The 20,582-nt window shown below is 70.9% G+C and carries 25 protein-coding genes; 22 read left to right on the forward strand and 3 right to left on the reverse strand.

The window, feature by feature from the left end; translation table 11 throughout:
• The first annotated feature begins 63 nt into the window (after positions 1–63).
• On the forward strand, positions 64–339 hold the full coding sequence (locus tag ACH4SP_RS14900) for a hypothetical protein (RefSeq protein WP_398414585.1): 276 nt from the start codon (positions 64–66) through the stop codon (positions 337–339).
• Positions 336–674, forward strand: coding sequence for a (2Fe-2S)-binding protein (locus tag ACH4SP_RS14905; protein ID WP_398414587.1), 339 nt, complete (start codon positions 336–338; stop codon positions 672–674). Before ACH4SP_RS14900 ends, ACH4SP_RS14905 begins: the two co-directional genes overlap by 4 nt.
• A gap of 113 nt (positions 675–787) precedes the next feature.
• Here the strand turns inward: ACH4SP_RS14905 and ACH4SP_RS14910 are convergent, their stop codons facing one another.
• Entirely contained in the window at positions 788–1,192 is a 405-nt protein-coding gene (locus ACH4SP_RS14910; protein WP_398414589.1) for a pyridoxamine 5'-phosphate oxidase family protein, read from the reverse strand.
• A 139-nt stretch (positions 1,193–1,331) separates the two neighbouring features.
• Between ACH4SP_RS14910 and clpB the strand changes: the two genes are divergently transcribed.
• The 3 genes from clpB (at position 1,332) to ACH4SP_RS14925 (ending at position 5,999) form a co-directional block, all read left to right on the forward strand.
• Positions 1,332–3,971 (forward strand): ATP-dependent chaperone ClpB, encoded by a 2,640-nt coding sequence (clpB, locus tag ACH4SP_RS14915; protein ID WP_398414592.1) that lies wholly within the window; start codon positions 1,332–1,334, stop codon positions 3,969–3,971.
• Positions 3,972–4,116: 145 nt separating this feature from the next.
• A complete protein-coding gene (locus ACH4SP_RS14920) occupies positions 4,117–4,680 on the forward strand; it encodes a YbjN domain-containing protein (protein WP_398414594.1) in 564 nt (187 codons plus the stop codon).
• Positions 4,681–4,880: 200 nt separating this feature from the next.
• Positions 4,881–5,999: an alpha/beta hydrolase gene (locus tag ACH4SP_RS14925; RefSeq protein ID WP_398414596.1), complete on the forward strand. Its 1,119-nt coding sequence runs from the start codon at positions 4,881–4,883 to the stop codon at positions 5,997–5,999.
• A 116-nt stretch (positions 6,000–6,115) separates the two neighbouring features.
• Here the strand turns inward: ACH4SP_RS14925 and ACH4SP_RS14930 are convergent, their stop codons facing one another.
• Complete coding sequence (locus tag ACH4SP_RS14930) at positions 6,116–7,333, reverse strand: hypothetical protein (protein ID WP_398414598.1); 1,218 nt, start codon at positions 7,331–7,333, stop codon at positions 6,116–6,118.
• 393 nt (positions 7,334–7,726) lie between these two features.
• Between ACH4SP_RS14930 and ACH4SP_RS14935 the strand changes: the two genes are divergently transcribed.
• Complete coding sequence (locus tag ACH4SP_RS14935; RefSeq protein WP_398414600.1) at positions 7,727–7,918, forward strand: hypothetical protein; 192 nt, start codon at positions 7,727–7,729, stop codon at positions 7,916–7,918.
• Positions 7,919–8,028: 110 nt separating this feature from the next.
• Here ACH4SP_RS14935 and ACH4SP_RS14940 read toward each other — a convergent pair whose 3' ends face one another.
• Positions 8,029–9,024 (reverse strand): helix-turn-helix transcriptional regulator, encoded by a 996-nt coding sequence (locus ACH4SP_RS14940; RefSeq protein ID WP_398414602.1) that lies wholly within the window; start codon positions 9,022–9,024, stop codon positions 8,029–8,031.
• A 317-nt stretch (positions 9,025–9,341) separates the two neighbouring features.
• Here ACH4SP_RS14940 and ACH4SP_RS14945 point away from each other — a divergent pair, with 317 nt between their 5' ends.
• The 16 genes from ACH4SP_RS14945 to mpaP all read left to right on the forward strand — a co-directional run bounded on the left by ACH4SP_RS14945 (position 9,342) and on the right by mpaP (position 20,550).
• The gene (locus ACH4SP_RS14945) at positions 9,342–9,677 is read left to right on the forward strand and encodes a hypothetical protein (protein WP_398414605.1); all 336 of its coding nucleotides are present in this window, start codon (positions 9,342–9,344) and stop codon (positions 9,675–9,677) included.
• A gap of 42 nt (positions 9,678–9,719) precedes the next feature.
• On the forward strand, positions 9,720–10,754 hold the full coding sequence (locus tag ACH4SP_RS14950; RefSeq protein ID WP_398414607.1) for an LLM class flavin-dependent oxidoreductase: 1,035 nt from the start codon (positions 9,720–9,722) through the stop codon (positions 10,752–10,754).
• Between the two features lie 401 nt (positions 10,755–11,155).
• Positions 11,156–12,190 (forward strand): daptide biosynthesis RiPP recognition protein, encoded by a 1,035-nt coding sequence (gene mpaB, locus ACH4SP_RS14955; protein ID WP_398414610.1) that lies wholly within the window; start codon positions 11,156–11,158, stop codon positions 12,188–12,190.
• Positions 12,187–13,080, forward strand: a complete 894-nt coding sequence (gene mpaM / locus ACH4SP_RS14960) for a daptide-type RiPP biosynthesis methyltransferase (protein ID WP_398414612.1) — start codon at positions 12,187–12,189, stop codon at positions 13,078–13,080. The genes mpaB and mpaM overlap by 4 nt, the downstream gene beginning before the upstream one ends.
• Positions 13,077–14,363 carry a daptide-type RiPP biosynthesis aminotransferase gene (gene mpaD, locus ACH4SP_RS14965; protein WP_398414614.1) on the forward strand — a complete coding sequence of 429 codons (1,287 nt, stop codon included), beginning with the start codon at positions 13,077–13,079 and terminating at the stop codon, positions 14,361–14,363. The genes mpaM and mpaD overlap by 4 nt, the downstream gene beginning before the upstream one ends.
• Entirely contained in the window at positions 14,360–15,589 is a 1,230-nt protein-coding gene (mpaC, locus tag ACH4SP_RS14970) for a daptide-type RiPP biosynthesis dehydogenase (protein WP_398414617.1), read from the forward strand. Before mpaD ends, mpaC begins: the two co-directional genes overlap by 4 nt.
• Before the next feature lie 63 nt (positions 15,590–15,652).
• Positions 15,653–15,829 carry a daptide-type RiPP gene (locus tag ACH4SP_RS14975; RefSeq protein WP_398414619.1) on the forward strand — a complete coding sequence of 59 codons (177 nt, stop codon included), beginning with the start codon at positions 15,653–15,655 and terminating at the stop codon, positions 15,827–15,829.
• 48 nt (positions 15,830–15,877) lie between these two features.
• Complete coding sequence (locus ACH4SP_RS14980; RefSeq protein WP_398414622.1) at positions 15,878–16,060, forward strand: daptide-type RiPP; 183 nt, start codon at positions 15,878–15,880, stop codon at positions 16,058–16,060.
• 43 nt (positions 16,061–16,103) lie between these two features.
• A complete protein-coding gene (locus tag ACH4SP_RS14985; protein WP_398414625.1) occupies positions 16,104–16,280 on the forward strand; it encodes a daptide-type RiPP in 177 nt (58 codons plus the stop codon).
• A 52-nt stretch (positions 16,281–16,332) separates the two neighbouring features.
• A complete protein-coding gene (locus tag ACH4SP_RS14990; RefSeq protein ID WP_398414622.1) occupies positions 16,333–16,515 on the forward strand; it encodes a daptide-type RiPP in 183 nt (60 codons plus the stop codon).
• A gap of 42 nt (positions 16,516–16,557) precedes the next feature.
• On the forward strand, positions 16,558–16,731 hold the full coding sequence (locus ACH4SP_RS14995) for a daptide-type RiPP (RefSeq protein ID WP_398414628.1): 174 nt from the start codon (positions 16,558–16,560) through the stop codon (positions 16,729–16,731).
• Positions 16,732–16,741: 10 nt separating this feature from the next.
• Positions 16,742–16,921: a daptide-type RiPP gene (locus tag ACH4SP_RS15000; protein ID WP_398414630.1), complete on the forward strand. Its 180-nt coding sequence runs from the start codon at positions 16,742–16,744 to the stop codon at positions 16,919–16,921.
• A 45-nt stretch (positions 16,922–16,966) separates the two neighbouring features.
• Complete coding sequence (locus ACH4SP_RS15005; protein ID WP_398414632.1) at positions 16,967–17,143, forward strand: daptide-type RiPP; 177 nt, start codon at positions 16,967–16,969, stop codon at positions 17,141–17,143.
• A 192-nt stretch (positions 17,144–17,335) separates the two neighbouring features.
• Positions 17,336–18,088, forward strand: a complete 753-nt coding sequence (locus ACH4SP_RS15010) for an ABC transporter ATP-binding protein (protein WP_398414634.1) — start codon at positions 17,336–17,338, stop codon at positions 18,086–18,088.
• Positions 18,081–18,830, forward strand: a complete 750-nt coding sequence (locus tag ACH4SP_RS15015) for an ABC transporter permease (protein ID WP_398414637.1) — start codon at positions 18,081–18,083, stop codon at positions 18,828–18,830. The genes ACH4SP_RS15010 and ACH4SP_RS15015 overlap by 8 nt, the downstream gene beginning before the upstream one ends.
• 67 nt (positions 18,831–18,897) lie before the next feature.
• Complete coding sequence (mpaP, locus tag ACH4SP_RS15020) at positions 18,898–20,550, forward strand: daptide biosynthesis intramembrane metalloprotease (protein WP_398414639.1); 1,653 nt, start codon at positions 18,898–18,900, stop codon at positions 20,548–20,550.
• Positions 20,551–20,582 lie beyond the last annotated feature (32 nt).

Genomic DNA, 20,582 nt, shown 5'->3' on the forward strand with positions numbered 1-20,582 from the left:
CGTCTTAACGGCGGGGGTGAGGAACCCATGGAAGTGAGGACAAAGCCGACTATGTATCAGCGAATGCTTCGTTCAGGTCTTGCGGTGGCCTTCTCCGCCGGGGTGATTCTCGGTGCGGTTGCGTCTCTCGACATCGCCTGGAACTTCGCGCCGGCAGGGGTGGACACCGCGGCGGCGCAGCCGTCGGACATCGCCTGGAACCTCGCGTCGGCGGAGGTGGACAAGGCGGCCCTGCCGGCGGACATCGCCTGGAACGTCGCGAAGTCGGGGGCGGACAAGGCGGCGATCCAGCCGTCGGACATCGCGTGGAACGTCGCGTCAGTCTCCAAGGGTGCTTGATCATGCCGTCGGACGACCCCTCCTTCAGACGTGAAATGGCCAAGGTGATCCGTGGCGGGTGGCACCTCATCGATCTCGTCTCCGCGATCCCCGAGCGTGGCGATTCGTTGATGGTGACCCTCTTCGGCGATCCGATCCTGGTCGTGCGCGAGCAGGACGAGGACGTCCGGGCCTACCGGTGTCTTCGCCGGCCCCGGGGCGCCCCGCAGCCGATCCGGTGCGAGATCCGGTACGGCAACATCTTCGTCAACCTCGAAAAGTCCGACCACCAGCTCTTCGAGGCGGAGAGCGTTCCTCGCTCCGCCTCGCGCATGACCACCCCCCGCAGTGCCTGATGCGATTCCCCCGTCGTACCTGATCGCTCAGGCGCTTCCCCCACACAGCGGCGTCCTCGTGAACCTGAACACGAGGGCGCCGCTGTGCTGCGCGGACGCAGGGGGCACGAGAGTTACGCGTTGCCCATGGCCCGGTCGAGGGTGATCTCGATGACGACCCGTTCCGGGTTCTCCCGGGGGGTGCGCCCGTAGCGCTCCTTGTAGCGCTGTTCCGCGTACGCGATCTCGGCCGGATCCGTACGTACGCGTGCGACGCCCTCCAGCGTGGCCCACTTGCCGCGCTCCACCTGGCACACCGCCACCCGCGCCCCCGCCTCGCCCGCCGCCCGCACGTTCGCCGCCTTGCGACTGCTGCCCGAGCAGATCACCCGGGCGACGCCCCGGTCCGGGTCGTAGGTGACTCCCACCGGCACGACGTGTGGCGAGCCGTCCGCCCTCGGGGTAGTCAGGGTGCAGTAGTGGTGTGCGTCCCAGAAGGCGCGGTACTCGGGACTCGGGTTGCGTATGTCGATGGGCATGGAGGCAGGTTAGCCCGGCGGCCTCACGCAAACCTGAGTGGAATAGACTCAACTTTGTGCAGGTTGGAAAAGTCATGGAGAGCGTGTCGTAGAAGCGCGCAGTAGAGCCGCCGACGGTGTTCAGGAGGAGAGAGCAGACGTGGAAGCCGAGCTGACCAACAGGAGCCGGGACGCGATCAACGCGGCCACCCAGCGGGCCGTCACCGACGGCCACCCCGATCTGACCCCCGCGCACCTGCTGCTCGCCCTGCTGGAGGGCCAGGACAACGCGAACATCGTCGATCTGCTGGCCGCCGTCGAGGCGGACCAGGTGGTGGTACGGGCCGGGGCCGAGCGTCTGCTGGCGGCGCTGCCCAGCGTGACCGGGTCCACCGTCTCGCCGCCGCAGCCCAACCGCGAGATGCTGGCCGTCGTCGCCGACGCCGCGCAGCGCGCGAAGGAGCTGGGGGACGAGTTCCTCTCGACCGAGCACCTGCTGATCGGTCTCGCCGCCAAGGGCGGGCAGGCCGCCGACGTACTGAAGAACCAGGGCGCGAGCGCGGACAGGCTGCTCGACGCATTCGAGAAGAGCAGGGGAGGGCGCCGGGTGACCACTCCGGACCCGGAGGGCCAGTACAAGGCCCTGGAGAAGTTCGGCACCGACTTCACGGCCGCCGCGCGCGAGGGCAAGCTGGACCCGGTCATCGGCCGTGACCAGGAGATCCGGCGGGTGGTGCAGGTGCTGTCGCGCCGCACCAAGAACAACCCGGTGCTGATCGGTGAGCCGGGCGTCGGCAAGACCGCCGTCGTCGAGGGGCTGGCGCAGCGGATCGTGAAGGGCGACGTCCCCGAGTCGCTGAGGAACAAGAAGCTGGTCTCCCTCGACCTCGGCGCGATGGTCGCAGGGGCCAAGTACCGCGGCGAGTTCGAGGAGCGGCTGAAGACCGTCCTCTCCGAGATCAAGGAGAGCGACGGCCAGATCATCACCTTCATCGACGAGCTGCACACCGTGGTGGGTGCGGGCGCCGGTGGGGATTCGGCCATGGACGCGGGCAACATGCTCAAGCCCATGCTGGCGCGCGGCGAGCTGCGGATGGTCGGCGCGACCACCCTCGACGAGTACCGCGAGCGCATCGAGAAGGACCCGGCGCTGGAGCGGCGCTTCCAGCAGGTGCTGGTCGCCGAGCCGAGCGTGGAGGACACCATCGCGATCCTGCGCGGGCTCAAGGGTCGGTACGAGGCGCACCACAAGGTGCAGATCGCGGACTCCTCGCTGGTCGCGGCGGCGACGCTGTCGGACCGGTACATCACCTCCCGCTTCCTTCCCGACAAGGCGATCGACCTCGTCGACGAGGCCGCTTCCCGGCTCCGGATGGAGATCGACTCCTCGCCCGTCGAGATCGACGAGCTCCAGCGGTCGGTGGACCGGCTCAAGATGGAGGAGCTGGCCCTCAAGAACGAGACCGACGCCGGTTCCGTACAGCGCCTGGAGAAGCTGCGCCGCGACCTCGCCGACAAGGAGGAGGAACTCCGTGGTCTCAACGCACGTTGGGAGAAGGAGAAGCAGGGTCTCAACCGGGTGGGTGAGCTGAAGGAGAAGCTGGACGAGCTGAGGGGCACGGCGGAGCGGGCTCAGCGGGACGGCGACTTCGACACCGCTTCCAAGCTTCTGTACGGGGAGATCCCGGGCCTGGAAAGGGAGTTGGAGGAGGCCGCGGCCGCCGAGGCCGAGGTGCGCGAGGTCGACACCATGGTCAAGGAGGAGGTCGGTCCGGACGACATCGCGGACGTGGTCGGCTCCTGGACCGGGATTCCGGCGGGGCGCCTCCTGGAGGGCGAGACGCAGAAGCTGCTGCGGATGGAGCAGGAGCTCGGCAGGCGGCTGATCGGGCAGAGCGAGGCCGTGCAGGCGGTCTCGGACGCGGTCCGGCGCACGCGCGCCGGGATCGCCGACCCCGACCGCCCCACCGGGTCGTTCCTCTTCCTCGGCCCGACCGGTGTCGGCAAGACCGAGCTGGCGAAGGCACTCGCGGACTTCCTCTTCGACGACGAGCGGGCCATGGTCCGGATCGACATGAGTGAGTACGGCGAGAAGCACAGCGTCGCCAGGCTGGTCGGGGCCCCGCCCGGCTACGTCGGGTACGAGGAGGGCGGCCAGCTCACCGAGGCCGTGCGCCGGCGCCCGTACAGCGTCGTGCTCCTCGACGAGGTCGAGAAGGCGCACCCGGAGGTCTTCGACGTCCTGCTCCAGGTCCTCGACGACGGCCGCCTCACGGACGGCCAGGGCCGGACGGTGGACTTCCGCAACGCCATCCTGATCCTGACGTCGAACCTCGGCAGCCAGTACCTGATGGACCCGGCGACGGCGGAGGACGTCAAGAAGCAGCAGGTCCTGGATGTCGTACGGGCCTCCTTCAAGCCCGAGTTCCTCAACCGGCTGGACGACCTGGTGGTCTTCTCCGCCCTCAGCAAGGAAGAGCTGGCGCACATCGCCGAGCTCCAGGTCGGCCGTCTCGCCAAGCGTCTCGCCGACCGCCGGCTGACCCTGGACGTCACCCCCGAGGCCCTGGCCTGGCTGGCCGAGGAGGGCAACGACCCGGCGTACGGCGCCCGGCCGCTGCGCCGTCTCATCCAGACCGCGATCGGCGACCGCCTCGCCAAGGAGATCCTGGCCGGCGAGGTCAAGGACGGCGACACGGTGCGCGTCGAGCGGGTCGGCGACGAACTGCTCGTCGGTCCGGTGACGGGCGGTGGGCCCGCGGCGGGCGGGCCGAAGGTCTCCACGGAGAAGAAGCCGTAGAAGAACCTGTAAGGGGTACTTAGGGGTCTCAAGGGGTGCGATTTGCGGCGTTCTTTCAGCGCGCAGCGGATCGCGCCCCGGTGGGCTTGCCATCACCCTCCCGGGATGGGAGAGGATGACCGGAACCGTACGAAGGGAAATCACGGTGTCCATCGACCCCTCCTCGATCCCCAATTTCGGGGGTCAGCCCGAACCGCAGGCCGAAGGTCCGGCGGGCCCCGTCGTCCCCGACCAGGACCTGGTCAAGCAGCTGCTCGACCAGATGGAGCTCAAGTACGTCGTCGACGACGAGGGTGACCTCGCCGCGCCGTGGGAAGAGTTCCGCACGTACTTCATGTTCCGTGGCGAGGACGACCAGCAGGTCTTCTCGGTGCGTACGTTCTACGACCGGCCGCACAGCATCGAGGACAAGCTCCAGCTCCTGGAGCTCCTCGACGACTGGAACCGCCGCACCCTGTGGCCGAAGGTCTACAGCCACACCCACGACGACGGTTCCGTCCGCCTCATCGGCGAGGCGCAGATGCTGATCGGGACGGGTGTCTCGCTGGAGCACTTCGTCTCGTCCACGGTCAGCTGGGTCCGTGCCTCCATCGAGTTCGACAAGTGGGTCGTCGAGCAGCTCGGCCTGGAGAAGGACGTCGACTCCGCCGAGGGCGCCGCCGACAAGGGCGACTCCTCGGACAAGGGCGAGAGCAACGGCGAGGCCTGAGGCTCCGGCCGCAGACAGCACAGGACGGAAGCCCGGCCGCCGCGGCGGCCGGGCTTCCGTCCTGTCCGGGCTTCCGTCCTGTCCGGGTTTGTGTGCGATGACGCACGTTGTGGGCGCGTGGGCGAACCAAACGGGCGAAAGTCGCCTCTCTCTGTGCGCCCACCCCGCGCCCACCCCGCGCTCGGCCGAACGGAGTTCACATGAGTCACACTGGCGGACCCGCCCCGCGCCGGCGGCGGAGGTCCCGAATATGGCTGGTGCTGCTGGTCGTGGTCAGCATGCTGTTCGGCGTCGGCCTCGGGGTCGCGGGCTCCTGGGCGTACCGGACCGGCTGGTTCGAACAGGGCGATCCGGTCTCCTTCGACACGGCGGGCGGGCCGATGGGTACGGCGCCCGAGGGGGGCTCCGCTGCGAAGAACCCCGAGCCGGGCGCGCCCCTCTCGGAAGCCGCCGCCAAGACGCTCCTGCCGACCGGTCCGAAGGCCGAGTTCACCACCCAGAACTCGATATCCGACGGCACCAAGATCGCGGTGACCACCCTGGCCGGGAAGAAGTCCGGATTCACCGGCAAGGTCTGGGTGTGGGCGCCCAAGGAGTACTTCGACCCCAAGTACGCGCAGAGCGGTTTCCCGGTGCTGATCGCGCTGCCCGGCGGCAACGGCTATCCCAACAACTACTGGATGGGCACCGACCTCAAGCTCCAGAGCTCCATCGCCGCCTGGTCGAAGGAGAGGAAGAGCCTCCCCTTCGTCGTGGTGATGCCGGTGCTGAACCCGGACGCGAAGTACTACTACGACGGCAGTGACATTCCCGGGCAGCCCAGGATGGGCACCTGGATGACCGAGGACGTCCCCGATTTCGTACGGGCCAACTTCCGCACCTTCAAGTCCCGCGACGGCTGGGCGTTCATGGGTTCCTCGTCCGGCGCCTTCGTGGGGCTGAAGTCGGTGCTGAAGCACCCGGACAGGTTCAAGGCCGTCATCGCCTCCGGCCCCGACACCGTCCCGGACTCCCCGCTCTGGAAGGGCCACGAGGCCGAGCGCGCGGCCAACGCCCCGGAGAAGCTGGCCGCCGCACTGTCCAAGCAGCCCTCGGCACCGGACAAGGACGTCTATCTGGCCTTCCAGGTCGGGACCAGGGAGCCGGGCGTCGAGAACGTCCGCCGCTTCACCGAGAAGTACGGAAAGGGCCGGGTGAAGACCCGGCTGAACGTCATCGAGAACGGCAGCCACAACGCCAAGACCTATGTGGGCAGCATGGCCGAGGGCTCGATCCAGTGGCTGAGCGAGCACATGCAGGGTCCGATCGCGGGGCCGTGAGGACGGGACCGGGGCCGGTAGGCCGCGTCACATGGACGAACCGGGGCCGGTACGCCTTCACCTCGCCGGACCCGGGCCGGTACGCCTTCACCTTGCCGGACCGGGCCGGTAGGCCGTCACATCGGCATCGGGGCGACCGTCACCAGGTACGTTCCGTAGCCCATCGAGAGCCCGGCCAGGGCGGCGGTCACCATGACCGCGGCCCGCGGCCGGGCTTTCGCCATGGCGCAGGCGAGCGGCAGCAGCAGCGGGAAGGCGGGCAGCAGGAAGCGCGGCTTGGACTCGAAGAAGCCGGCGCCGCCGACCGTGATGAGCACGAGCACGCCCGCGTACACGAGGAGCGGGAGCGGCGGCCTGCGCTCCATCCCGTACGCCATGAGGGCGAGCAGCAGCACCGCGGCGACCACGATGACCAGCGCGATCGGGAAGCCGAACTTCTCCGGGGTGCTGACCAGGTGGCGGATGAAGCGCAGCGTGCCCATCCCGAAGTCGAACCGGGACGACCAGCCGGCCTGCACCGCGAAGTAGCCGCCGAGCGGATCGCCGGTGCGGATCCCGACGTGCAGGACGTACCCGGCCCAGCCGAGCGGTGCGAGGGCCGCGCCCGCCCACACCCGCCAGCCGCGCTGCCGCTTGCGCAGGAGCTCGTACGCGGCGGTGAGGACGACGGCGGCGACCAGGGCGACCGCGTTGGGGCGGGACAGCCCGGCGAACAGGGCGAGGGTCCCCGCCAGCAGCCACCGGCGGGCCAGGACCGCGTACAGCGCCCAGGCGGACAGCGCGACGAGCACCGGCTCGGTGTACGCCATGGACAGCACGACCGAGTGCGGGAGCAGGCCCCAGAGCAGGACGGTCAGGGTGGCGGTGCGGCGCCCGTACAGCCGGTCGGTGACGGCGAAGACGCCCCAGGCGGCGGCCAGCGCGGCGGCCCAGGAGATCAGCAGCCCGGCGCCGCCCGGCGTGACCGGGAGGACCGCCGACACCGCGCGGATCAGCCCGGGGTAGAGCGGGAAGAAGGCCAGATCGCTCTGGACGACGTCGCCGCCCGCGAAGGTGACCGTGTGGCCGTAGCCGTGCTCGGCGATCCGGGTGTACCAGAGGGAGTCCCAGGACTGGCCGAGCAGATGCAGCGGCGAGTCACCGATGCGCCAGGCCCACACCGCCATCAGCAGCATCCCGGTCAGCCGCGCCGCCGCGAAGAGACCGAGCGCGGGCGCCGCCCGGCGCAGCGCGGCGCGTAGGGCGTCGCGCGCGGGCGCGGGGGAGGGCTTGCGGGCTGCCTGGGCGGGGACGACGGTGTCGGCGGTGGCGGTGCCGGCGGACACGGGGGACACGGGGCTACCTCCGGCGCGGGGTCGGTCGCGGGACGACCGGGGCGGTCATCCCGACCTTGATCGGCCCCGGCGCGGGCCGCGACTGCTGAACGGCCGACCGGGTGTACGGGAAGCGTACGGGTTGTCAGGACGGGTGTACGCGCTGTCAGTACGGTCTGTCAGACCCGTTTCCGGGGGAACGGGTTGCCCCGGTGGCCGAGACGTGCAGGATGCTGCGGTCCGGCGTGCAGGAAGCTGCGCGGCGGAGCGGCGGGGTGGCGCGGGCGCCGGTGGGAGGCTGGGGGAGCGGAGTTTCCGCACGTCAGACACGTCAGACGCGTCAGATACGTCAGACGCGTCAGACACGTCAGATACGTCAGACACGGCAAGCAAGCTTTTCTCGGGGAGAACGTCATGTCCGCAGCCGGAAGCAACCAGGACGTCAGCAAGCCCGCGATGATCGCCGTGGCACTGGTCATCGCCCTGGGTGTCGGGCTGACGGTCTTCGACGGTGCGCTGCGCACCACGGTGACCGTCGCGCTCGGCGTCGCGATCATCGTGTGCGCGGGGTTCGTGGGCGCCGCGGTGAAGCGGGGCAAGCAGTAGTGGAATTACGTCTTGGCCGGCCGTCCCCCCTGCCCGTCCGGGCAGGGGGGACGGCCTCTGTGCGTGGTTCCGTGGGTGCTCTGTGCGGACCGGCTCTGTGCGGACCGGGCCTAGAGCCAGCCCCGCTCGCGGGCCAGCAGCGCCACCTGGAAGCGGTTCGTCGCCTCCAGGCGGTGCATCAGCGAGGCCACGTGCTTGCGGTACGTACGGACCGAGATGCACAGGTCGCGGGCGCCGGTCTCGTCCTTCTCGGCGGAGTAGAGGGATTCGAGCACCCTCAGTTCCATGCCGGTGGGCCGGCCGGGCCCCTCGTTAGCGCCGTCGGTGGCCGCGGGCAGTTCCTGCGCCGTGCTCCACATCCGCTCGAAGAGCGAGACCAGGGCGGAGACCAGGCCGGATTCGCGGATGAGGAGTGCGCCCCTGCTGCTGTCGGCCGGGTCGAGCGGGGTCAGCGCGGCGGTCCGATCGCAGACGATCATGCGTTCCAGGGGCTGCTGGGAGATGCGTATCTCCGCGCCCTTGTCGACGAGCTCGCGCAGGTACGCCATGGTGGGCGCGTCGTCGAGAGCGGGTGCGGCCATCAACGTCCGCATCCGTATGCCGCGCCGCAGCACACGCATGTCGTTGGGCCGGGACCGCTCGATGGCCTGCGGGCTGAGGATGCCCCGGGTGTTGGTGGTCAGGTTCTCGGTGCGGGCGAAGAACGTCATCTCGTCGATGGCCGCCATCACGTCGTCGAGGGCCTCCAGCCGCTGGATGGGGCCTCCGGCGCCCTGGCCGGCCCCGGAAGGACCCGATCCCGCGCCTGCCGCCAGCGCGGACTCCCGCTCGGCGAGCAGGGAGTCGACGATTCCGGTACGGACCGCGGCCGTCTCCAGCTCGTCCTGAAGCCGGGCGACCCGCCGTGCGACGAGCAGGTCCACCAGCTTCGCGGGTGGCGTCGGCCGCAGTCGGCCGCCTGCCCCGGACGCGGCGAGCCCCAGTTCGACCAGCTGCGGGTCGGAACCGTCCGCGCCACCCGTGCGCAGCAGCATCCGGTACGCGTCCTCGACCCCTGGATCTATCCCCAGGAACTCCAGATTCGGTTGTGGTCGCGACTGCGACATGACGTCCCCCCACAGGCAATGCACCACTTCGACAGAACCGCTGGTTCCTGCGGAATCGCTAAGCGGAATTTCACGATCCATACAGTCCCTTCATAGAAGTACCCCGCCGCGATCCCCTCGCGCTACTGCTGACCTGCATCGGAGTACGGGCCGACGGCCGTGGGGGTGCGCAGCAAGCGGCAGGGCGGAGCGCAGGAAGCTGCACGTTTTTCGCCCGCTGAGGAGGGGCCAGGGGCGGCAGAGTTGTCCTCGTCAGGGAGAGACCGGGACTACGGCTCACCGGACGCACAGAGACTCGTCACATCAGGGGGAACACCATGAACCGCGCAACCACCACATCCCAGAACGCAGTTGGCAACCGCGCCGCCCGTACCGCCCGCGCCGCCCGGCGTGCCGCCGCTGTCGCACTGCTCGCCGCTGCCGCACTCGGCCTGGCCGGTCAGGGTGGGGCACAGGCCGTCGAGACGGGTGGCGCGGGACACGGTGCGACCACTGGGCGAGTGACCGTGGGAGCCGGTTCGCTTTCCGCCTCCGTCTCATCGCCCGTCTCGGGATTCGGAACGAAGGCCGCCCTGATCGACACGAACCAGTGGGACGTGCCCGGACTCCGCTCCATCGGTACGAACCAGTGGGACGGGCCCTCCGCCAAGTAGTCCGCCCGCGGAACCGCGCCCCGAGCAAGGAGAGGAGCTCCCGTGAGCAGTACCGACAGCAGTACCGACAGCAGTGCCGACAGCAGTTCAGGCCGCAGCACCGAATACTCCATTCTTGTCCCGTTCGTTCCGCGTCGTCCGGAACAGCTCCTCCCCTTTGCCGGGCTGGTCCACTGGACCGGTGCGAGCCGGCTCTGGCAGGGGCAGGGCATGACCACCGAGCCCTACCAGGGCTTCGCCCACGCGGCGGGAGCCGGCTTCCGGGTCCCGACCGGGCTCGGTGTGACGCTGATGCCGATGCGCCACCCGTACGAAGCGGCCCTCCAGGCCAAGTCGCTCTCCCTCATCACCGGCGAGTCGGTGGTGGCGGGGTTCGGCCCCGGCTCGAAGGACATGCAGCGGGCCATGCGCGGCGAGCCGTACCGCAGTCCGCTGACGGCGGCGCGGGAGTATCTGACCGCCGTGCGCGGGGCGTTGACCGGCACCCCGGAAGTCATGGCGGGCGAGTACTGGCACCAGGCCGGACGTCTCGCACCGCTGCCGGGGCCGCAGGTGGAACTCGGGCTCGGCGTGCTGCGGCCCGGCATGGCGAAGGTCGCAGGGGAACTGGCCGACGTGGCCATCACCTGGCTCACTCCGGCGCGCTATCTCTCCGAGGTCATCGTGCCTGCGCTGGCCGCGGGGGCGGGTGCGGCGGAACGTGCGGTTCCGCGGATCGCCGCGATCGTGCCGGTCGCGCTGGCCGCGGACGGCCGCGACCCGGCGAAACTGGCCCTCGCCTCCAACGGTGCGCACCTGTCGCTGCCGCACTACCGGGACATGCTGCGAAGGGGCGGAATCGCCCTGCCCGAGGGGGAGTTCGACGCTGCCGACGCGGAGGCGCAGGCGCTGGCTCTGGTCAAGGGGGATGCGTTTGTGTACGGGGCGGCGGAGGAGGTGCTCGACAAGCTGGGCGCTTATCGGGATGCCGGGGTCGATGAGATCGTCCTGAACGTCACGGGCGTGGCGTCTTTGGAGGGGCCTTCGGCGGCTTCTCATGAGCTGAAGCGGCTCCTTCAGCTTCTCGGTAGGTCCTGACCCGACTGGCGTCTGCTGGCCACCGCACGCTGTTCTGCGGGTGGTCCGCCACTCCTGCGGGTGGGTGCGCCGCTCCTGCGGGTGGTCCGCCGCCCCTGCGGGTGGGTGCGCCGCTTCGCGGATTGGGCCCCTCCCCGCCCCTCCACCTAAACCGCTGGCCGCGGGGCTGGGGGATGCTTCGTGCGGGTGCGTCGTGGCTGATCGCGCAGTTCCCCGCGCCCCTAAATGCCTGCCCCTAGCCCCGTTGGCGGCTGACGCCGCCGACCCCCTAGCCCCCTTGGGCAGCGGGGCCGCCCCCCGGGGGCGGGACGGGTGGGCAAGGGGGCGGCCCCCGCGCGGAGCGCACCCCCTCCGCGACCGCACGCGCTCGCCACCGCTCACCCCCCCCAAGGAGGTCCCCCATGTCCACACCCCTGCTCCCCGACATCCGGCTCTACGCCATGGAATGGGGCACCGGCCGCCCCCGCACCCCCCGCACCCCCGCCCCCGCCGTCATCGTCCTCGCCGTCCCCGGCCTCCTCCCCGGCCTCCTCCGATCCCCCCTCCCCGCCCCCGGCACCACCGTCCTCGTCCCCGGCGACGAACCCGGTGAGCGGGTCGATCACCACGGCGTCACCGTCCTCACGTACGAAGGAAAGCTCGACACCCCGGGTGAGGACGTCGGGCTCCACCCCGACTTCTACCTCCGGGTGGACGGGTACCGGGCAGCCGCCCGGACCGTCCTCCTCGGGCCCACCCTCGTCCGCCTCACCGACGACGCCGACCTCGACGCCTACCTCGCCGATGCCGAACTCGCCCTGGGAGAAGGTGAGTTCCGGGACTTTCTGACCCACCCCGCCGTCCAGCTCGCCGACCTCTCCGATCTCGGCGCGCCGGACACCGGCGACGGGCCCGCGCTCCGGCTGTACGTCGCCGCCGACGGCAGCGTCTCGCACGCCCCCGGCGGACCCGTCCTCGGCGATCTCCGTTCGACACCGGACGAGCTGGCCGCCGCCTGGCGGGACGCCCGTACGGTACGTACCGAGATCGGTCAACGGCCCGCGCTCGCCCGCTACTTGGCCGCCGTCGGCGCGGTACGGGCGGCGCGTGCCCGGGGCGTCTCCCGCCCCCGGGTGTCCGGCTTCGGCGGACGGCTCGTCGCCCGCCTCCCGGAGGTGGAGGAGGTGGCGGACGCTCCGCTCCTCCTGTGGAGCGACGGGGGCGAAGGCGTCAAAGCCACCGTCCACGACCCCCGCACCGGTCGCGAGATCTCCCTCTCCGCCGATGCCGCCCGCGCCGCCGACGCCCTGCTCGTCACCGGTGACCGCGACACCGCGTCCCGGTACGCCGACCCGCAGACCGTCCACGCCGTGGACGCCTACTTCGCGGGCATCGGCCTGCCGCTCACCCCAGGAACCACACCACTCGCTCCGGACACCAAGGAGACCGCCCGATGAGTACCCTCCTCAGCCCCGCCCGCGCGGGCACCGCCGTCACCGGCCGTGCCGGCGGCGAGATCGAAGCCCTCGGCGACCGCGCCAGGATCTGCGACCTGTACGACGCCGACGGCACCCCCGTCTACCACGACATCGCCGGGACCACGACACACGAGATCCGTGAAATCCTTGACGCGGTAAGGCCGTTCGAGGGTCCGGTGCTGGATCTGGCGGCCGGGTCCGGGCGGCTCACCTTCCCGCTGCTCGCCGCCGGCCGCGACGTCACCGCCCTCGAACTCTCCCCCGACATGCTCGCTCTGCTCCGCCGTCGGCTCGGCCGCGCCCCGGCCGACGTCCTGGAGCGCGCCCACTCCGTCGAGGCCGACATGAGCGACTTCCGCATCGAGGGGCGCGAGCACGGCTTCGGGGTGGTGCTGCTCGGCACGACGACCATTTCGCTGCTGCCCGCCGACGACCGGCCGGGACTGTACCGCTGCGTCCGTGAACACCTCGCCCCCGGCGGCCGGTTCTTCCTCACCACCGTCGACGTCGACGCCGCCGATGACGGCTCGGACGAGTCCGAGATCGTCGTCACCGGGCACAGCGGGCGCACGTACCGCATGTTCGAGCAGTGGACCGTGGGGGACAGCTCGCGGACCGTCACCGTGATTCCGGGTGAGGTGCCGGAGGACGACAGCCCCGTCACCGTCTGCACCACCACCATCGGCGTCCTCCCGCAGCAGCAGCTCGTCGCCGAGCTCGAAGCCGCCGGGTACGCCATCCGCTCCGTCACCCCGATCGACGGCGGTGGCGGCCGGCACCACGATGTACTCATCGAAGCCGAGTTCACCGCGGGAGAAGCCGAGTTCACTGCGGGAGAAGCCGAGTTCACCGCTGGAGACCTCGCATGACGTACCAAGCCCTCTGGACCTGCCTCGTCCCCCCGTCCCAGCACGGCCGCGACGAACTCTGCGCCACCTCCGCCCACGGCATGCGCATCCGCTTCTCCGACGGGCGCGAACTCCTCGACGGCGACAGCGGGTTGTGGAACGCCAACCTCGGCCACGGCAACACCGCGATCGCCGACGCCGTCTCCGCCGCCCTGCGCGACGCCTCGTACCTCTCGATCTTCCGGTTCGAGCACGACTACGCCCGGCGCGCCGCCCAGGCGCTCGTCGAGCTCGCCGGGTCCGACCACTACGGCCGGGTCCTGTTCTCCACCTCCGGCGGCAGCGCCAACGACGTCGTCATGAAGACGGCCCGGCACTACCACGCCCTCCGCGACGACCACGACCGCAAGATCGTCGTCGGTCTGCGCGGCAGCTACCACGGTCTGACGTACGGCTCCTTCGCCCTCACCGGCGAGAACCTCGGGCAGCGGATGTACGGAGTGGACGGGCGCTTCGTCCGGCACGTCCAGCCCAACGACCCTGCCGGGATGCGGGAGTTGATGGAGCGCTCCGGGTCGCAGATCGCCGCCGTCGTCATCGAGCCGGTGCTCGGCAGCGGGGCAGTGCCCCTGGAGAGCGAGTACGTCGACGAGCTGCTCAGGCTCCGGGACGAGTACGGCTTCCTGCTGGTCGCCGACGAGGTCGCCACCGGCTTCGGCCGTACGGGAACGATGTTCGCCTCGCAGTGCTGGAGTGCCAGGCCGGACCTTCTGGTCACCTCCAAGGGCCTCACCAACGGCACCTGCGCCGCCTCCGCGATCATCGTGTCCCGGGGCATCGCCGACACCTTCGAGACGCATGACGCCATGCTCACGCACGGCGAGACCCAGGCCGGCACTCCCGCCACCTGCGCCGCCATCCTCGCCACCATCGACGAGATGCGCCGCCTGGACGCCGTCGCCCAGGGGCAGCGGCAGGCCGACCGGCTCGACGCCGCCCTCGGCCACCTCGTCGCCACCCATCCGCTGATCGGCGACGCCACCGGACTCGGGCTGTTCCGCTCGGTGCGGGTGAGCGCCCCGGACGGGCAGCCGCTCCCGCAGAGCGAGGTCATGCCGCTGGTCGCCGCGATCCGCGAGGCCGGTGCCATCGTCCACCCCGGTGTCCGGGGCGTGCAGCTGCTCCCGCCGCTGACCTGCACGGACGCCGAACTGGACGAGCTGGTGGAGTGCGTGCTCGCCGGTGTCGAAGCGCACGCGGCGGCAGCCTCGGCGGCCACCGCAGCCGCAGGGGTACGGGCGTGAACCTGCCCTGGTCGGGGCGGACCCGGCTGCTGCTCGGCCCCGAAGGGCTCGCCGACTGGCTGTCGTACGCACCGCTCGGCCGCACCACCCTCCTCGTCGACCCCGCACTCACCGAATCCGCCATCACCGCACTCGTCGAGACCGAACTGGACCGGGCCGGGCACGCCGTCCGCCGCCTGGTCCCCGAAGGCCCCGGCGACGCGGACGAGATCCTCGACCTCACCCGCCGCACCGCCCGCACCGAACTCTTCGTCGCCGTCGGCGGCGGAACCTGCGTCGACCGCGCCAAGCTGGCGGTCGTGGCCGGTGACAGCGAAGAGGCCGCCACCGCCCTGCGCAGCCGCTCGCGCTGCGGACTGCTCGCCCTCGGACCCCAAGTCCGGCGCAGACGGCCCCTGTTGGCCGTGCCGACCACCGTCGGCCCCGGCTCGGAACTCAGCCGGGTGGCCTGCATGCCGCACCAGCAGGGCAAGCGGCTCGTGTCGGCCGAGGCACTGACCCCGGACGCCGCACTGCTCGACGCGGCGGCCACCGAGACCCTGCCGGGCGAGCTGCTCGCCGAGGGGATCCTGGAAGCGCTGTTCCGTACGGTCACCCCCTATGCCGGGGACCACAGGGAACGGCCCGTCGAGGACGCCTTCTGCGAGGCGGCCGCCGCCCAACTCGCCGTACTGGGCCACCGGTTCGGCGCACTGCGCAGAGCGGGCCGTCGGGCCGGCCCGGAACTGCGGCTGGACATCGCCCGGCTCAGCGGACTGACGCACTCCACGTGGATGAGGCTGGGCCGCTCGCCCTTCACCACGGAGGGCTGGATCATCGCCAACGAGCTGTCCACCGCACTGAACGTCCGCAAGATGACCGCGGTCGCCGCCCTCCTCCCGCCGCTGTGGCGGGCGGTGCTCGACGGCGACGAACGGTACGGCTCCGCCGCCCGGCTGCACCGGATCTGGGCCCGCATCCGGGAAGCGGCACCCACCGCCCTCCCCGAGGACCCGGCACACGGCATCACCGTACTGATCGACGACTGGGGCATCGGCCGCACCGTCACCGCCGACGCCGACCGCCTCGCGGTCGTCGCCCGCCGCACCACCAGGGCTTGGGGCGCAGGGCTGCCGATGCTGGGCGGCCTGCTCACCGCCGACGTACAGCGACTGCTGTACGAGGCCTGCGGCGCCGACCGCCGCGAGCCCGCCCTCGCGGGCAGCGCCGCCCCGCACCACCACTGACTTCCGTGCCGCCCGAGCGGCGCGGGGCACCACCAATCACCCTTCACCTCAAAGGAGTTCGCCATGGGCGAGCAGCAGAAGAAGAACGAGACCGCGCAGGTCGGCGCCGAGCCGACGGCTTCGCTGGAGCTGGGTCTGCAGGAGCTGGAGGCGCTTGAGGCGCCGGGTTTCTGGACCGGTTTCTCGGCCGGTACGGCGATCAGCGGTGCGGCCATCGCGTCGGCCGCCATCGCGACCTGAGTTCCACCCCCGTCCACGTACCCCCTTCACTTTCACAGGAGATCTGACATGTCCGAGCTGAAGAACAACGCCGCTGAGACCGCTGCCGTCCCCGTCGAGCAGGACCTGGAGCTGGGTCTGCAGGAGCTGGAGACGCTGGAGGCGCCGGGTTGGGCGACCATCGGCGGCTTCTCGGCCGGCGTGGCGTCCGCCGCCTCCGCCGCGGTCGTCTCGGCCACCATCATCACGTGATCCGCATCCCCTCCAACTTCCCTTCGTCACATAGGAGTTCGTCATGAGCGAGCAGCTGAAGAAGAACGAGACCGCGCAGGTCAACGCCGAGCCGACGGCTTCGCTGGAGCTGGGTCTGCAGGAGCTGGAGGCGCTTGAGGCGCCGGGTTTCTGGACCGGTTTCTCGGCCGGTACGGCGATCAGCGGTGCGGCCATCGCGTCGGCCGCCATCGCCACCTGAGCCGAACCGTCATCCGCACACGTACCCCCTTCACTTTCACAGGAGATCTGACATGTCCGAGCTGAAGAACAACGCCGCTGAGACCGCTGCCGTCCCCGTCGAGCAGGACCTGGAGCTGGGTCTGCAGGAGCTGGAGACGCTGGAGGCGCCGGGTTGGGCGACCATCGGCGGCTTCTCGGCCGGTGTCGCGTCCGCCGCCTCCGCCGCGGTCGTCTCGGCCACCATCATCACGTAATTCGCCCCACCTCAACTGTCCCTCCCTGCAAAGGAGTTCGCGATGAGCGAGCAGCAGCACAAGAACGAGGCGGCGCAGGTCAACACCGAGCCGACCGCCGCCCTGGAGCTCGGCCTCCAGGAGTTGGAAGCCCTTGAGGCCCCGGGCTTCTGGACCGGCTTCTCCGCCGCCGCCAGCGTCTCGGCCGCCGTCTCGGCGACCGCCGTCATCACCTGAGGAGTCCGTCATGAGCGAGCAGCAGCACAAGAACCCGGGTGCGCAGGTCGACACCGACCCCACCGCCTCCCTCGAACTCGGCCTGCAGGAGCTGGAGGCCCTTGAGGCCCCGGGCTTCTGGACCGGTTTCTCGGCCGGTACGGCCGTCAGCGGCGCGGCCATCGCGTCCGCCGCGATCGTCGCCACCTGATCCGCATTCCCTCAACTCACGTACCCGTAAAGGAAGTACCACGCCATGAGCGAGAAGAAGATCGAGACCGCTGCCCTTCCGGCGGCCGACAACGGTCAGGACCTGGAGTTGGGGCTCCAGGAGCTGGAGACCCTCGAAGCGCCGGGCTGGGGCACCATCGGCGGCATCTCCGCCGGAGCGAGCGTCTCGGCGATCGTGTCCGCCGGAATCATCATCACCTAGGGGCTGTCCGGCCGAGACCGGCCGAACACCGCACCACACCGGCACCGCGTGAGCCAGGGCCCCCGGCCGGAGCATCCGCGAGGCGCGACACCGCGCACGTACTGCGGCGGCAGACCGCGCGATCCGTCAGCGCCGAACGCGCACCCTCCGGCCGGGCCCCGGCCCCGGGCCCCCACTTCACAAGGAGCCGTGATGAGCACCACCCCGGCGATCCGCCTGGAACGACTCAGCAAGAAATTCAAGGACTTCACCGCAGTGGACGACCTCAGCGTCGACATCCGCGCGGGCCGCGTCACCGGCCTCCTCGGCCGCAACGGCGCGGGCAAGACCACCACCCTGCGCATGCTGCTCGGCCTGGCCCGCCCCACCGCGGGCAGCGCCACCCTCCTCGGCCACTCCTACGGCGACCTTCCCCGCGCGGCGCACCGCGTCGGTGTCGCCATGGACGCCCTGGGCCCGGTCACCGGAGCCACCGTCCGCGGTGAACTCCTCACCTGGGTCTCGTACTTGGGGCTCGGCAAGCACCGCGTCGAGGAGGTCGTCGGCCGCACCGGACTCGACGGCGCCGAGGCCAGGCCCGTCGCGGGCTGCTCCACCGGCATGAAGCAGCGGCTCGCCCTGGCGACCGCGCTCCTCGCCGACCCGGAGGTCCTGATCCTGGACGAGCCCGCCAACGGCCTCGACCCGGACGGCATCCGCTGGCTGCGCGACACCCTGCGCGCCCTGGCGGCCGAGGGCCGCACCGTACTCGTCTCCAGCCACCAGCTCGCCGAGGTCGAGCAGACCGTCGACGACGTGGTGGTCGTACAGCGCTCGCTGCGCTACTGCGGCACCCTCGCCGAGCTCACGAACAACGGCGAACACCGCCTGGAGGACCGGTTCTTCGAGCTGGTCGAGAACAGCACCGACCACAGCGGCTCGATAAGGACCCCCGCCCATGTCTGACTTCCGCAACGTCGTCCGCGGTGAGGTCCGCAAGGCCCTCACCGGCCGCCAGTGGTGGATCCTGCCGCTGGCCGGCACCTTCCTCTGCCTCCTGTCGACCTTCGGATTCGCCTCCGAGGGGCACAAGTCCATCGTGGCCGGAGGGTCCGCGGCCGACGTCACGAACAACATCGCCCGTGCCTGGATGATGATGTTCCTCTTCTCCTCCCTGTTCGGTGCGATCCTCGTCTCCCGCGAGTACGGCTCCGGCACCGTCGGCCGCTCCGTCCTCCTCGCCGGGTCCAGGAGCCGTCTGCTCGCCGCCAAGACCGCCGTGGCCACCCTCGCGGGTGGAGCCTTCGGTCTGCTCGCCCTCGCGCTCGGCGCGCTGAGCTGCGCCGTCGCGGGCAGCGCGTACGGCGACGCCCCCGCCTTTACCGGCGAGACCTGGCTGATCCTGCTCGGCTGCCTCGCCTGCTCCGTACTGGCGGCTCCCTGGGGCGCCCTGCTCGGCTGGATCGTCCGTAACCAGGTCGCGTCGGTCGCGCTGATCATCACGCTGACCCTGGTCGTCGACACCGGCATCCAGGCGCTCGCCCCGGAGTTCGCCAAGTACCTCCTGACCATCGCGATGAGTTCCGTCTACCGCGACGTGAAGCCGGACCTGCTGTCCGTACCGCTCGCGTTCGCCGTCATCGCCGCCTGGCTGGCCGCTGCGTACTACGCGGCCCACCGCCTGGTCCGTACCCGCGACATCGTCTGACCCCGCTCCCGTCCGGACGCACTCCCGTCCGGACCCACTCCCGCCCACCCGGCCCCGAGGTGCTCCCATGCCCGCACTCACCCTTACCAAGCCGCCCACGACCTCCGCCCCCGACCTGGAGCACCCGCGTACGGCCGGCCACGTCTCCGTCCACCCGCCCGCCGAGCCCGACCTCCCCTGGGTCGTCCAGCGCGGCGAGAGCCAGCACTTCCGGGTCGGCCCCGACCTCGCCAAGCTGCTCCAGGCCCTCGACGGCACCCGCGACCACCAGGGCATCGCCGACGAACTCGGTGCCCCCTGGACGCCGGGCGACGTCGACCACGCGGTCCGCTCGCTCGCCGACAAGAAGCTCCTCGACGACGGGACGCCGCCCCGCAAGACCCGGCGGGTGAAGCTCGTACCGCCGCTGACCATCCAGTTCACGGTCCTCAAGCCGGACAGGATCCTGCTGCGGATGCAGCCGCTGACCCGGCTGCTGTCCCACAAGGCCGTCTCCGTCGCCGCCACCGCGCTCGCCCTCGCCGGGCTGATGGCGCTGGCGATCTGCTCGCCGAACCTGACCGACGCGGTGTCGCGGCCGATGAACCCGTACGCCTACCTGGCGGTCGTCCTCGGCATCCTCGGCACCACCGCCGTCCACGAGTTCGCGCACGGCGCGGTCCTCACCCACCACGGCGGCCGGCCCACCCGCATGGGCTTCATGCTCTTCTACATGTCGCCCGCCTTCTTCTGCGACGTCTCCGACGGCTGGCGGCTCGGCAAGCCGCAGCAGCGGGTCCAGATCGCACTCGCCGGGATCTTCGTGCAGGCCGTCGCGGCGGGCGCCGCCGGAGTCGCGGGCCTCCTCGTCGGGGCGGACAGCGCCTGGTGCGGCCCGCTCCTGGTGACCGCCCTCGCCATCTACCTGACCTGCGCGATCAACCTCCTGCCGCTGGTCAAGCTGGACGGCTACATCGCGCTGATGAGCCACCTCGACATCTCCCACCTGCGGGAGAAGGCCATGACGGACGCGCTGTGCGCCATGTCCCGGGTCCTCTTCGGCGGTACGTACGTCCGCGAGCTGAGCCACAAGCCGTGGTCCGTGCCGTACGGCTTCGCCTGCCTGCTCTTCCCGCTGTACCTGGTCGCCACCGCGCTCACCCTGTGGTCCGGGATGCTCCAGCGGCTCGGCGTCACCGGCTCCGTGCTCTTCCTGACCGGCATCGGCTACCTGGTGTGGCGCCTCGCCAAGGGCTTCTGGAAGCTGTGCAGCAGTGCCCGCCTCGCCGGGGCCTCGTACACCCGCATCGTCGCCGTCTGCGTACTGGTCGCAGGTCTCCTCGGGTTCGCCGCCACCGCGATCAAGCTGCCCGCGAGCTTCGCCGCCGGATACACGGTGAGCGCCGACGGGCGGACCGCGCACGTGGTCGTCCCGGAGGGCACCAGCACCTCGCTGATCGCCGAGGGCGCCGACGTCCAGCTGCGCCGCAACGGGCTGCTGTCCCGGCCGCCGATCGGCACCGGCACCCTCACCTCCTCGGACTCCACCGCGCGGAACGCGCCGCTGTCCGCGCTGATCCCGGTGTCCGGCGGTTCCGACCTGCTGCCGGTGCGCGCCTACCCGCTCGCCCTGGACGCCGTACCCGCGGAGCGCTCCGGAGTCGCCGAGGTGAAGGCCGGAACCCACCCGCTGTGGAAGTGGCTCGCGGTCACCTACCTGAGCCCGCTGCTGCCGAACTAGCGCACAGCGCACACGACTTGATCACCCTGACC

The organism is Streptomyces sp. NPDC021093 (assembly GCF_044333135.1).
In the GTDB taxonomy this organism is placed as follows: domain Bacteria; phylum Actinomycetota; class Actinomycetes; order Streptomycetales; family Streptomycetaceae; genus Streptomyces.

What these genes read in the sequence shown, in the direction of transcription:
- ACH4SP_RS15010 (WP_398414634.1), top strand. Translation starts at nt 17,336, where the DNA reads ATGAGCACCACCCCGGCGATCCGCCTGGAACGACTCAGCAAGAAATTC.
- ACH4SP_RS14975 (WP_398414619.1), top strand. Translation starts at nt 15,653, where the DNA reads ATGGGCGAGCAGCAGAAGAAGAACGAGACCGCGCAGGTCGGCGCCGAG.
- ACH4SP_RS14910 (WP_398414589.1), bottom strand. Translation starts at nt 1,192, where the DNA reads ATGCCCATCGACATACGCAACCCGAGTCCCGAGTACCGCGCCTTCTGG.
- ACH4SP_RS15015 (WP_398414637.1), top strand. Translation starts at nt 18,081, where the DNA reads ATGTCTGACTTCCGCAACGTCGTCCGCGGTGAGGTCCGCAAGGCCCTC.
- ACH4SP_RS14990 (WP_398414622.1), top strand. Translation starts at nt 16,333, where the DNA reads ATGTCCGAGCTGAAGAACAACGCCGCTGAGACCGCTGCCGTCCCCGTC.
- ACH4SP_RS14935 (WP_398414600.1), top strand. Translation starts at nt 7,727, where the DNA reads ATGTCCGCAGCCGGAAGCAACCAGGACGTCAGCAAGCCCGCGATGATC.
- ACH4SP_RS14940 (WP_398414602.1), bottom strand. Translation starts at nt 9,024, where the DNA reads ATGTCGCAGTCGCGACCACAACCGAATCTGGAGTTCCTGGGGATAGAT.
- ACH4SP_RS15005 (WP_398414632.1), top strand. Translation starts at nt 16,967, where the DNA reads ATGAGCGAGAAGAAGATCGAGACCGCTGCCCTTCCGGCGGCCGACAAC.
- ACH4SP_RS15000 (WP_398414630.1), top strand. Translation starts at nt 16,742, where the DNA reads ATGAGCGAGCAGCAGCACAAGAACCCGGGTGCGCAGGTCGACACCGAC.
- mpaM (WP_398414612.1), top strand. Translation starts at nt 12,187, where the DNA reads ATGAGTACCCTCCTCAGCCCCGCCCGCGCGGGCACCGCCGTCACCGGC.
- ACH4SP_RS14900 (WP_398414585.1), top strand. Translation starts at nt 64, where the DNA reads ATGCTTCGTTCAGGTCTTGCGGTGGCCTTCTCCGCCGGGGTGATTCTC.
- mpaB (WP_398414610.1), top strand. Translation starts at nt 11,156, where the DNA reads ATGTCCACACCCCTGCTCCCCGACATCCGGCTCTACGCCATGGAATGG.
- ACH4SP_RS14995 (WP_398414628.1), top strand. Translation starts at nt 16,558, where the DNA reads ATGAGCGAGCAGCAGCACAAGAACGAGGCGGCGCAGGTCAACACCGAG.
- mpaP (WP_398414639.1), top strand. Translation starts at nt 18,898, where the DNA reads ATGCCCGCACTCACCCTTACCAAGCCGCCCACGACCTCCGCCCCCGAC.
- ACH4SP_RS14925 (WP_398414596.1), top strand. Translation starts at nt 4,881, where the DNA reads ATGAGTCACACTGGCGGACCCGCCCCGCGCCGGCGGCGGAGGTCCCGA.
- ACH4SP_RS14980 (WP_398414622.1), top strand. Translation starts at nt 15,878, where the DNA reads ATGTCCGAGCTGAAGAACAACGCCGCTGAGACCGCTGCCGTCCCCGTC.
- ACH4SP_RS14945 (WP_398414605.1), top strand. Translation starts at nt 9,342, where the DNA reads ATGAACCGCGCAACCACCACATCCCAGAACGCAGTTGGCAACCGCGCC.
- mpaD (WP_398414614.1), top strand. Translation starts at nt 13,077, where the DNA reads ATGACGTACCAAGCCCTCTGGACCTGCCTCGTCCCCCCGTCCCAGCAC.
- ACH4SP_RS14985 (WP_398414625.1), top strand. Translation starts at nt 16,104, where the DNA reads ATGAGCGAGCAGCTGAAGAAGAACGAGACCGCGCAGGTCAACGCCGAG.